The 12,562-nt window shown below is 51.2% G+C and carries 10 protein-coding genes; all 10 read right to left on the bottom strand.

Annotated elements, in window-relative coordinates; translation table 11 throughout:
• Positions 1–40: 40 nt before the first annotated feature.
• Positions 41–5,293, bottom strand: a complete 5,253-nt coding sequence (locus L2Y54_RS09235) for an SdrD B-like domain-containing protein (protein WP_236501557.1) — start codon at positions 5,291–5,293, stop codon at positions 41–43.
• Between the two features lie 150 nt (positions 5,294–5,443).
• A complete protein-coding gene (gene trxA, locus L2Y54_RS09230; RefSeq protein ID WP_236501556.1) occupies positions 5,444–5,809 on the bottom strand; it encodes a thioredoxin in 366 nt (121 codons plus the stop codon).
• A 35-nt stretch (positions 5,810–5,844) separates the two neighbouring features.
• Positions 5,845–6,435: a UbiX family flavin prenyltransferase gene (locus L2Y54_RS09225; protein WP_236502014.1), complete on the bottom strand. Its 591-nt coding sequence runs from the start codon at positions 6,433–6,435 to the stop codon at positions 5,845–5,847.
• A gap of 28 nt (positions 6,436–6,463) precedes the next feature.
• Positions 6,464–7,759, bottom strand: a complete 1,296-nt coding sequence (mpl, locus tag L2Y54_RS09220; protein WP_236501555.1) for a UDP-N-acetylmuramate:L-alanyl-gamma-D-glutamyl-meso-diaminopimelate ligase — start codon at positions 7,757–7,759, stop codon at positions 6,464–6,466.
• 15 nt (positions 7,760–7,774) lie between these two features.
• On the bottom strand, positions 7,775–9,589 hold the full coding sequence (locus L2Y54_RS09215) for a putative bifunctional diguanylate cyclase/phosphodiesterase (RefSeq protein ID WP_236501554.1): 1,815 nt from the start codon (positions 9,587–9,589) through the stop codon (positions 7,775–7,777).
• Between the two features lie 203 nt (positions 9,590–9,792).
• A complete protein-coding gene (rplS, locus tag L2Y54_RS09210) occupies positions 9,793–10,137 on the bottom strand; it encodes a 50S ribosomal protein L19 (RefSeq protein WP_255697923.1) in 345 nt (114 codons plus the stop codon).
• 9 nt (positions 10,138–10,146) lie between these two features.
• Positions 10,147–10,896 carry a tRNA (guanosine(37)-N1)-methyltransferase TrmD gene (gene trmD / locus L2Y54_RS09205; protein ID WP_479688097.1) on the bottom strand — a complete coding sequence of 250 codons (750 nt, stop codon included), beginning with the start codon at positions 10,894–10,896 and terminating at the stop codon, positions 10,147–10,149.
• A gap of 5 nt (positions 10,897–10,901) precedes the next feature.
• Complete coding sequence (gene rimM, locus L2Y54_RS09200) at positions 10,902–11,408, bottom strand: ribosome maturation factor RimM (protein WP_236501552.1); 507 nt, start codon at positions 11,406–11,408, stop codon at positions 10,902–10,904.
• Between the two features lie 6 nt (positions 11,409–11,414).
• The gene (rpsP, locus tag L2Y54_RS09195) at positions 11,415–11,669 is read right to left on the bottom strand and encodes a 30S ribosomal protein S16 (protein ID WP_236501551.1); all 255 of its coding nucleotides are present in this window, start codon (positions 11,667–11,669) and stop codon (positions 11,415–11,417) included.
• Between the two features lie 171 nt (positions 11,670–11,840).
• Positions 11,841–12,557, bottom strand: a complete 717-nt coding sequence (locus L2Y54_RS09190; RefSeq protein WP_236501550.1) for a DUF1287 domain-containing protein — start codon at positions 12,555–12,557, stop codon at positions 11,841–11,843.
• Positions 12,558–12,562: the final 5 nt, after the last annotated feature.

Here is a 12,562-nt window from a genome sequence, read left to right as displayed (position 1 = left end):
CTGCTGGCAGTAATCGCAGTGCCATCGCCGCGTGTGCCGCTCAGCCAGTGGTGGTAGTCGCCACCACCTTGCCGGTTTTGGTGTCAATCAGGTTAATGCTGACACCAACTACACCGTTTTCTGCCGCCAGACCATCGTCTTGTGCATTCGAGGTATTGTTGTCGATCCAGACCCGCCCGGCGACGGAAGCAGGGCGTACCCCGGCATCCAGCGTCAGGTTATTGTCACCGGATTTCAGGGTAGCACTGGCAATGCCATCGCTTGCCACATCGCTGTCTTTGGCATCATCCGCGCCCTGATTTTGGCTGGTGAAACTCATGCCCGCTGGCAACGCAAACGTCACGCTGTAGTTGCCCGGATACAGGTTTTCAAACAGATAATTGCCCAGTGCATCGGTGGCTTTGCTGCTGGCAGTAATCGCAGTGCCATCGCCGCGTGTGCCGCTCAGGGTGACATTGACACCGGCAACGCCGGTTTCCGCTGCGTCTTGCATACCGTCGCCATTGGCATCAAACCACACCGTATCGCCGAGGCTGGCGGCTTTGTACAAACCGGCATCCATATCGCGCAGGTTCGCCCCGCCTGCCAGCGTAAACACGACAGTACGTCCGCTTGCCACATCCACATCGGAATCCTTGCTGTTGTCAGCACCCTTGTCGGCACTGACGAACCCGGCGTAGGCTTCCGGTTTCGCGAATTCCAGCAGGTAATCACCCGGCGTCAGGTTGCTGAACAGGTATTTACCGGTGGCATCGGTGCTGGTTGTCCCCATCACGGTTGCGCCGGTTTTATCCAGCAAGCGTACCGTGACACCGGCAATGCCCGCTTCACCGTCATCCTGAATACCGTTGCCATTCAGATCATCCCAAACGAAATCACCCACACTGGCGAAATTGACGAAGCCAAAATCCGCATCCGCATACACTTGCCCTTCCGTCAGGGTCACGCTGTGCGGGTCATTGCTGGTGGTCAGGGTATAACCCACTAAATCTGCATCCGCCGTATCAATGTCTACTTTATAAATACCCGGCATCAAACCGCTAAACAGGTAGGCACCATTGGCATCGGTTTGCGTGGTTGCCAGCGTCTTACCCAAGCTGTCTTGCAGCACGATGGTGACATTAGCAAGGTTAGTGGTTTCGGTCGGGTCTTGTTTGCCATCACCGTTCGCATCCAGCCACACGCGATCACCAATGCTGGCAGCACGGTACAAACCGGCATCCACATCGGGGTTATCCATGCCGAAGCCCAGCGTAATCAAGGCACTGCGCCCAGTCGCCACGGCTACATCACTGTCGCTGGTATCATCCGCGCCCTGATCTTGCGGTGAATGGGTGTAACCCGCTGGTTTCACCACTTCCACGTAATAGCTGCCTGCTGCCAGATTGCTGAACTTGTATTGTCCGGCAGCATCGGTGCGCATGTTTTTCAGTTCTACGCCGTCTTTATCCAGCAACTTGACCAGTACGTTGGAAAGCCCTTGCTCACCTACGTCTTGCACACCGTTTTGGTTCACGTCGTTCCAGACGGTATCGCCCAAGCTGGCAGGTGGTGGCACTAAGCCAATGTCCAAGGTCAGGTTGGAAAAGTCATCGCCGGTTGGGTCAGTAATGCCGCCTGCATTGTCGCCCATCGGTTCGTTGCCCGTTGGCACGCCACCCGGTGGCGGTGGATTTGCGGACAATTCAAGCAAACCCGTGCGAACACCATTCGCGGTCAGTGTGCCGGAAACATAACCGTGCTGGTCGACGGTTTCATTCTTGTCATCCGCTTCTTTCGCGCCATCTGGCACAACGGCTGCCTGCCAGCCAAACAGCTTGCCGCCGCTTTGGAACTGGTTGGCAGGAATTTTCACGTAGTAGCTACCACCAGCCAGTGGCTCGAATAGGAAACGCCCTGCCCCCACCAAACCGGTGGTCGTCGTCGCCACTTTCTTGTCGGCACTGTCATACAAATCAATGGTCACACCATCGGGTGCGGGCGCATCCGTACCTGCGTCATACATACCGTTTTGATTATTGTCGGCAAACACAAAATCGCCAATCGAGTAAGCCGCCACTTGCACCGACACGTTGTTAGAACGTAAGAATTGATCACCGGGCAACGAGGTAGAATCCATCGTAAAACGGTTGGTGTACAAATCACCCGGCTTATTGGCAATGGCTGAATTCGGATCAACCGTATCACCAGCCTGCAAGGTAAAGGTTGATTTCATGCCTTGACGCGGATTGCCGTCACGCTCCAACGCATAATTCGACACGAATTTTAGCGCAGTGGTTTTGGAAAGATCAGCCGGACAACCTGCCGAGCCAAACTGTGCATCGGTACACCACTGAGACGTGTTGTTATCCGGGTCATAATTCACGGTTTCAGGGGCATTAGCGGTGTAATACCATGTACCCAGCTCGGCATGGGGATCAGCACCACCGGGTATTGTACCGTCTAACCAGGCAATAGTCGGTTTGCTGGTCAACACCAGTTTGCCGTGGAAATTGGATGCTGGGGTACGCGGTGATTTCGAGCTTGAACCATCGCCACCGCCCGACATGAACGGCAATACGTCAATCACGGTCGGCGGATTGATCGAGAACGATGCCGCAAAGTTTGACCAGGAAATGGTATGCACTTGATCGTCATTCAAATCATCCAGCGGCATATCGACTTTTTTCGACAACTGGATGGAGCCGGATTGCTCCAGCGTAATCGTGTGGTCATCTTGCTGGCGTGACGCTGAAAACGACACGTTATCAGCCCGGATAGTTGCCCAGTTCACCACATTGCTGTTGTTGGGTGCGAGCGAGTCGGTATCGGTACAGAAAATGCGCGGGGCAATAACGCTATTGGCCGTTACATCACCCAGATTCCACGTCAAACGGGTGTAACCGGGGGCTGCGTTACCGTCTTTATTCGTGTTGTATTCGATCAAGCTAGGCGGGGTATTACCTGCCTGCTCCAAGGTACAACTGGCGTTGTAAGTAGCCAGTGGTGGCAGTACGTCAATGATTTTGACATTGTTAGCCACTGCCGTGCTTTGGCGTGATTGCGCAGAAGTATTCAGCTTCCACACGATTTGTTTACCTGCCAAAGTCGAAGCGGTTTTGCCGGATGCCGCAACGGGTGTCAGAGACTCAGAATCAATTCGCAAAGAAACGCGGTTTAAGGTTACACGGTCGCCGTCACAAGCCCCTGTTTCCGGCATTGGATTGTAACCACGCGGATTTCCCGGATACCATGTTTGCGCCCACTGGTCTGACTTTACCGCACCAAAGCTGGCTAATACCGTACCGATGGGAATTTGCTCACCATTGTAAGGGCCACCGTTAAAGGTATTACGCGCCTCTAATGGAACACCAACACGGATATATTGTCCCGGCTCAAGGCTATCTGCCACAGGGTCTTTAAGACGAACACGCACCATATTAACCGCATCAATTCCACCCGGAACAGCCGTAATATCAGTGAACCAACCACCGGGAGACACCGCATCATCACAGCGCAATGCCGCTGATTTTGTCCAATTTCCGTCATAACGTCCACTGGCGAGATCATAATCTTTCGTGCCATTACCATCACCATCCAATATGTCATCACTGGTCGTATCCGCATGACCATACTCGACCGTGTACTTGGTGGCATCAAAACCTTCACCGGCATACGTCCCGACATAGGCATACACCCCATCCGCAGGCGCACCGATTTTGTCACGGGTAACAGGTTTCTGTGTGGAATTATCAAAGGCAGTACAAGCAACCGGATTGGTTAAATTCACTGAACCGCTATTACCATAATGCAGCATATTGTGGTAAGTCTGCCCCGGCTCTACCTCACCATCACCGGAGTGCCAACCGCTCTGTGTCGGCAAGTAAGTGTAACTTGCCCCGCTGCCATTTTCCCTGTCAAAAATATAGTTACAAAAACTACCGGCTGGGAAAATCGGGTAATCCGTTGGCCCCAACAAGTTATTACTGCGCGTACCATCATCCATCAACGCGCCACCAAAACCCGGTTCTTTCAAAGCACCGAAGTTGGATGTACCGGATACACCATTGGGATCAAAGCCTTCCAGTGCACTCGACACTTTAACCTGACCGTTGTTATTCCCCATCACTCCGTCTTCACCATCAATGGTGCGGAACGGAATCCAGATTTGCACCCGGTGATTCACCACATAATAAGGGCCAGCCGTTAAATCCGCCCCACCGTAAACGGTCTTGGTCGGATAACGATTGCCTGACAGGTCAGCATTTTTAACAGTGAAGCTGTAGTCAGAGGTCGGGTCAGCCGGATCACTGCGGGTATATTCGCAAGTACCCGAATCAATCACTTTGGTATTCTGTGGCTGGTCAGCATACATGGTTTCATTACCCCAAACCTCACCACCCCAACCGGATGGCTGAGGAATGCATTGGGTAATGTGGTATTCAAATTCCGGGTAAGGTGTTACGCCGTCCGTATGCGTTGCAGTGATGACATTATCGAATGAGAACGGCTGGGTAATTGCTTCTACCCCGGTTTTGCGGGTTGCTGCCACCCGGATCATCATGTAGGTGTGGTACCCCATTTCCAGACCCTTACCCACATCGCGTTTGGCGGGGTCACGGTTATACAAACCTTGGATGGGAGAAATGGAGTGGATTAAATCGTAAGCCGGTGCTGCCGAAATCAGGATTGGTCCGACTTTCGGGCTATCATCCGGCGTGGCGTTTTCCACGCCTGCTGAGTCCAACGAGTAAATCCGCTGTTCTGAGGTATAGCTGGAATCGTTAGGGGATTTACCGGAAACCTTCACATAGACCGAAAACGACTTCTGCTGACCTTCGGTGAACTCACCCAAGTTACAAACCAGTTTGCTGGAACCATCGGGGTTGGTAACGATATTGGAAACCGGTGTACTGCCACCACCACCAGCCGTGGTGCACACCACGGGAATGCGTTCAAACGCAATCACCGCACCATCCGCCGGGGTAATGGTCTGTTCCAGAATGACATTCTTGAGGTTTTCCGCACCGGGCGCGTAGTTGTTCGCTGTCACCGACCAGGAATGTGCCACTACATCCTGATTGCGCACCACTAGGTTTGCCTCACCACAGTCCTCACCTGCTGTTTGACGATTACCCGCATCGCCCCCGCAACCGTTTAAAACATTGAACGGCGCAGTACCATCAACCGTACCGTTATTCGGCCCAAATGGCCCTAGGTTGAGGGCAGGCGTAGCACTTGCCAGTGCGGGAAATAGCAGGAACACGCACAACCACAGTATGCGCAGCCCAAGGAGGGAGGGAGGATGAGACATGAGAAACCCCAGCTTTATCGTTTTATCAGCAAGCAATCATTAATATTTTCTATATACATGAATAGTGTCCCACACTTTCAAACGGGTGGGCACAAAAAAGCCGGGCTAACCCCGGCTTTTCTGATAAACGGTACTAATGGAATTTGTCAATTACTGCTGCGGTTGTGCGGCAATATCCGCATGAACTTTCGCCATATCCAGCTCGCGTACCTTAGCAATCACTTGCTCCAGTTGCGGCTCGCTCAACATTCCCGCTTCTGCAAACAAGATCACCTGTTCACGGAAAATCATCAACGTCGGGATGGAACGAATCTGGAAATGCCCAGCCAACTCCTGCTCTTCCTCGGTATTCACTTTCGCAAACACAATGTCAGTGTGGTTGTCAGACACTTTTTCAAAAATCGGGGCGAAAGACCGGCACGGCCCACACCAAGGTGCCCAGAAATCAATGACCACGATGTCATTGGTGGTGATGGTATCTTCAAAATCCTGCGCGGTCATTTCCATAGTTGCCATCGCATCGCTCCTGTATATAACAATAAAAAATCAGGCTACTCCACCAGCGCATCGCCCCAACGGGGTAACAACGCATGAGAAATACCCAAATGATCCAGTACCCGCGCCACCATGAAATCAACCAATTCCTGCACGGATGTCGGGCGTTGATAAAAGCCCGGATTGGCGGGCATGATAATAACCCCCATCCGCGCCAGTTTCAGCATGTTTTCCAGATGAATCTCAGAAAACGGCGTCTCGCGCACCACCAAAATCAGTTTTTTGCGCTCTTTCAAACACACATCCGCCGCGCGTTCAATCAAATTGCGGCTGCTGCCACACGCAATGGCGGAAAGCGTACCCGTAGTACACGGGCAAACCACCGTGGCATCCGCCACTCCGCTGCCACTGGCAATCGGTGCAGCCCATTGTTCGCGCTCAAACACCTGCAACTGCCCCGGCGCTGCGCCATACAATGCGCTGAAATACGCTTGAATCTCGCTGGCTCGCCCCGGCAAACGGTGCTCGGTTTCCATGTTCACCACCACCTGCGCGGGGCGTGACAACAGCAAATACACCCGATGCCCGTGTTGCAGCAAAAATTCCAGCAACCGTAAGCCGTATTGCGCACCCGATGCGCCTGTCATAATCAACGTAATGGTCAAAAGCGTTCTCTTAACTCGCCAACAAGGTTAATAGCTTGTCATGAATCCCACCGAAACCGCCATTACTCATAACCAGAACATGGTCTCCCGCTTGCGACAATTGCGCCACGGTTGCTGCTAAAGCATCAATATCATCCCATTCCGGCAACTGATAAATAAACGCATAATCCGCCACTTGCAAAGCCTCAGCCACCGCCGCCCCATGCGTCCCCATGCGCATGGTGTTGGAACGCGGTTCCAGCAACGCAATAATCCGCGCATTGCCCACCTTTGCTCGCAACCCCGCCAACGTCGTAGTAATCGCCGTCGGGTGATGCGCGAAATCATCGTAAACTGTCACGCCGCGCACCGTACCACGCACTTGCATCCGCCGTTTCACCCCTTGGAATTCCGCCAAACCCGCAATCGCATGTTCAGCCGGAACGCCCGCGTGACGCGCTGCCGCAATCGCCGCCAGCGCATTATTCACATTGTGTTCGCCCAGCAAATCCCAGCGCACCACGCCTTGTTCCACCCCTTGGCAAAACACGCGGAATTCGCTGCCATCGGCTTGCAAATAGTCCGCCCGCCAATCGCCATCCGCAAAGGTTTCCACGGGAGTCCAGCACCCCATTGCCAGCGTGTCGCTGAGATTCGCATCCTGCGCATTCACCACTGCCAAACCACTGCCCGGCACGGTACGCATTAAATGGTGAAATTGGGTTTTAATCGCCTGTACATCGGGGAAAATATCCGCGTGATCGTATTCCAGATTATTCAGAATCACGGTACGCGGGTGGTAATGCACAAACTTAGAACGTTTATCGAAAAACGCGGTGTCATATTCGTCCGCTTCCACCACAAAAAACGGCGAATCCCCCAAGCGAGCCGACACGCCGAAATTTTGCGGCACACCACCGATGAGAAACCCCGGCTTTAACCCTGCATATTCCAGAATCCAAGCCAGCATACTCGCCGTGGTGGTTTTCCCGTGCGTACCCGCCACTGCCAACACCCAACGTTCCCGTAGGATATGTTCACCCAACCATTGCGGGCCAGAGGTATACGGCAGGTTGTGATCCAACATATGCTCCACCACATCCAAACCGCGCCGCATCACATTGCCCACCACAATCGCATCGGCATCAGCGGGGAAATCCTGTGCTTGATAACCTTGCAGAATATCAACGCCCTGCTCTGCCAGCATCGTGCTCATCGGCGGATAAACATTGGTATCCGCCCCCGTCACTTCATGCCCTTGTGCGCGTGCCAATAAGGCAATGCCGCCCATAAACGTACCGCAAATGCCCAAAATGTGAATTTTCATGCGTATTTGTTAACCTTAGCTCATGTGATTGCGCACAGCTTCTTCCAAAGGAATCGGTTTGGAAATGCCGTAACCTTGCCCGTAGTCTACACCAATCTCGCGCAATATCTGAATGACACGCTCATTTTCGACGTACTCCGCAATCACCTGCAAACCCATCAAATGCCCTACCTGATTCACGGATTGCACCATCGCGTGGGCAACATCATCGTTAGTAATGTCTTTAATAAAACTGCCATCAATCTTCAGGTAATCCACCGGCAAGGATTTTAAATACCCGAACGAACTCACCCCAGTACCGAAATCATCCAACGAAAAACTGCACCCTAAATTCTTCAAGGTTTGGATAAAATGTTGTGCCAACTCAAGGTTATGGATAGCGACCCGCTCGGTAATTTCAAAACACAACATAGCCGGACTAATCCCTGCTGTCTGAATTTCTTCCAGCACAAATTTGAGAAAATCCGGTTCATCCAAACTCTGCCCGGAGAGGTTCACCGCAAATACCGGGCGTGGGACTTTCTGGGTCACTTCACGTAAGGTTTGCAATAATTTGCGCACCACCCAACGATCCAAACGCGGCATCATCGAATAATATTCAGCCGCAGGGATGAATTCATCAGGCGATACCGGCTGATTACTTTCGTCATATAAACGGATCAGCACTTCATAATGGCAAAACGGCTTTTTAAAACCCACCGGATTTAACGGGTGAATCGGTTGCGCCACCAGCTTGAAATTACTGGCATCAATCGCCTTTTTCAGCCGCCCCAGCCACACCATATTGCCACGGTGCTTGGTCACTTCCTGATCGTTGGGTTTGAAAATATGGATACGGTTGCCGCCCTTGGCTTTCGCCACCCGGCAAGCCGCATCCGCTTCCGCCAAAATTCGATTAGGGGTTTTCAAGCCTTTATAAAGCGGTACAAATGCAATACTCGCCGTGACTTTCTGGCGCATTTTGTTCCAATCAAAATCGTATTGTTCCAGTTTAATACGAATCTGCTCTGCCGCCCGAATCGCCACAGAAGGCTCGATTTCCTGAAACAAAATCCCGAACTCATCCCCGCCCAAACGCGCTAACACATCACGCCGCGCATCAATTTCTTCTTTTAACATCCGTGAAATACGCTCGATCAGCGCATCCCCCGCTGTATGCCCCATCGCATCATTGACCAGTTTGAATTGATCCATTGAAATCAGACAGAATGAATGTTTAACGCCGTGCTGACGCACTTGATCAATCGCCACCTTCAAACGTAATTCAAAGCTTTTACGATTCAATAACAAGGTTTGTTGGTCGTGCGTTTCCACGTGATCCAGACGTAATTGCATCGCGTGCAGCTCTGTCTGGTCACGGATCAGCAGCATATAACAAGGCTTATCATTGCCCTCAAACAATACTGGCTGTACTGTGTAAGTGACTTGTATATCATTCAGATGGGCGGTATTGAGCAAGGCGTAACGCAATAATGGCCGGTCATTAGCTTTCGCCGTATCCAGCCAACTGACCGAATTGCGTGTCAAAGGATCAACCAAGGTAAACAGTTCACCGTAATGTTTGCCGCGTGCACTACGGAGCTTGTAATTTAAGATTCTTTCAGCCGCAGGATTAACGAAATCCACCACGCCATTATTATCCACCAATACGGCGGACTCTTGCACATCAGAAAGGGAAGACACCAGCATATTCTGCTGAGCCAAGTGCAATTGACTGCTAGACTGACGACGCACAACAAACCACCACCACACCAAAGCGGCAACTATGCCAGCGGCAAGCAACCCGCCTAAAATGACAGCATGAGATGCGAAATCAACAAAATCGGCCACAAAAGCCCCCACCTACTATAGCGTGTTTATTTTATGAAATATAATTCACAGCCGATAGTAGGCTCAGGCAGTGATAATGTACAGTTTTCAGCGACGAAACGACCTACCATTGATATTAATGGTCAAATAACGCAGACACAGCAAAGCCGACAGACTGTATCCAGTACTGTCGGCTCGCCGATCGACATACAACACGTCGTAGCTTAAAGTTTTTCTTTGATACGCGCAGATTTACCGGTCAGACCACGCAGGTAGTACAGCTTCGCACGGCGTACATCACCTTTACGCTTAACAACAATACCGGCAATGCTATTGCTGTATGTTTGGAATACGCGCTCAACGCCTTCACCGTAAGACATTTTACGGACAGTGAATGCAGAGTTCAGACCACGATTTTTCTTCGCAATCACCACACCCTCATAAGCCTGAATGCGTTCTTTGTCGCCTTCCTTAACGCGCACACTAACAATAACGGTATCGCCGGGGCTAAAATCCGGGATTACCTTGGTCATTTGCTCTTGTTCAAGTTGTTGAATAATCGTGTTCATGATAATCCTCTAATGCAGTTCTTCACTGCTTTCAAACTCGTTTATATACTCGTTCAGCAACACACGCTCACTGTCGGTCAACTGTCGTGCCTGTAACAATTCCGGCCTGCGTCGCCATGTTTTTCCCAGCGCTTGCTTTTTGCGCCAACGGGCAATATCAGCATGATTGCCGCTTTTCAGTACAGCGGGTAATGCCAACCCTTCCAGTTCTTCCGGGCGGGTATAGTGCGGGCAATCCAGTAATCCATCAAAAAACGAATCCTGTGCTGCCGACTCATTATGCCCCAATGTACCCGGCAATAAGCGGGTCACTGCATCAATCAGCACCATGGCTCCCAGCTCACCGCCGCTCAGCACATAGTCACCAATTGAACATTCCATATCCACTTCCAAGGTGATGACGCGCTCATCAATGCCTTCATAGCGTCCGCATAGCAGAATCAAACCCTGCTCTGTTGCCAGCTCATTAACCAAGGCTTGGTTAAGCGTGACCCCCTGAGGACTCAGGTAAATCACTTTACCCGGATTGACTTGACGCGCATCACGAATTGCCTTTAATAGACAATCGCCCTTCATCACCATGCCAGGGCCACCACCATAAGGACGGTCATCCACCGTGCGGTGCACATCGGTCGCATAATCACGCGGATTCCACTGTTTCAGCGAAATAATGCCACGCTCTGCTGCCCGACCTGTTACGCCGCTGCTAGTCACCGCCTCAACCAGTTCAGGAAATAAAGTGATGACATCAAACCGGATAGGCATTAAAAGTCTGGATCCCAATCCACCACAATACGTTTTTCATCCAAAGAAACAGATTGAATAAAAGTCCCCAGTACCCAAGGCAATAAGCGTTCCCGCTCACCTTGTACAACCAGCACATCATTCGCACCTGTTTCAAACAAATGATCCACCGTTCCTAGCAATACGCCATTAACGGTGACAACTTCCATTCCGATTAAATCAGCCCAGTAGTATTCATCTGTATCCAATGGATGTAAGCGGCTACGTGGTACACCGATCTCACAACCTACAAGCTTTTCAGCCTGAGTACGGTCTACAACCCCATCCAGTTGAGCGACAATACCTTTACCTTGAATTTGCCCATTGAGCAATTTACAAGGCTGCCACTCACCTGCCACTTTCAGAAACCAAGGGGCATACCCCAAAATTCCGTCGAGTTGATGGGTATGAGAAAATACTTTAACCCAACCTTTAATGCCAAACGCAGCAGAAATTTTGCCGAGTGTCACCATGTCCGGCTGGGACATAACTGCTTACGCCGCCACTGTTTCTGTGGATTCTTTCAGCAGCTTAGCTACCCGTTCAGTGGGCTGTGCGCCACATGCGACCCAGTAAGCCACCCGATCCTGCTCAATGTGCAGACGGACTTCTTGACCACGTGCCACCGGATTGAAATAACCGATACGCTCAATGTAACCACTATCGCGCGGCTTGCGCTTGTCGCTAACGACGATGTGGTAAAATGGATGCTTTTTCGCACCACCTCTTGCCAGACGAATATTGACCATGTGAAGACCTTACCAAATTCAGTTAATACGAAGCAACCGAGGCTGCCCGAAGTAAACGCGCAATTCTACGTTAATTTCAGAAAAAGTGAAGCGTTGATTAAGGGCTTACCCACAAAAAAGCCCCCAAGGCATGGGGGCTTCCTGATAAAACCGTTGAACAGATGAGCAAACTTAGTTCGCAGACACGTATTTTAACCGAGCATTACCGGGAAAATAACGGTAATGACCCGTAATTGGCATTTGGAAAAGCACATCTTCTATCTTATCGCCGGAATCAATATTGTGCACAATCAAGTGACGGCTTGGATCAGCGCTAGACTTACGGTTAACCACAATACCGATGTGTTCCTGATCCCCACCAAGACTCCACGTGACCAAATCACCGGGACGATAATCGGCAGGATTACCCGTAACCGGCAACCGTGCGCCATGACGGGTGAAAAAGGCTTTCAGATTATGCACACGGCGGTGATCAATATTGGGATCCGGGCGAGATAAACCCCACTTTGTAAGATTGGGATACGCATGGAAATTACGGCTCATGTCCTCATGCACCAAACGTTGCAAATCTATCCCCAGCTTGCGATACGAACGGATAACTGTATCCGTGCAGACTCCAACATTCGACGGCACATCACCATTTGGGTAACTAATGGGAATATAACGCCCATCATACACCACCCGATGCCGCAAACGATCCAAAGCCGCATAAGACAAACGCTCAGGCGTTGCCACATTACTACGCGCGGCTGCCGAACGTTTAACATCAACAGGCTCAGCAGCCTGCTGCGTTGAACAACCCGCTAAGCTAACCAACAACATTGCCCCCGTCAAAATGACAGGGAAACCCCACGTTGACAAGCGTGGTATAGCAAAAATACTACTCATTTACC

Source organism: Thiothrix winogradskyi, assembly GCF_021650935.1.
Classification (GTDB): Bacteria; Pseudomonadota; Gammaproteobacteria; order Thiotrichales; family Thiotrichaceae; genus Thiothrix; species Thiothrix winogradskyi.
The sequence above is the reverse complement of the archived record's forward strand: the minus strand, read 5'-3'. Positions and strand labels throughout refer to the sequence as shown.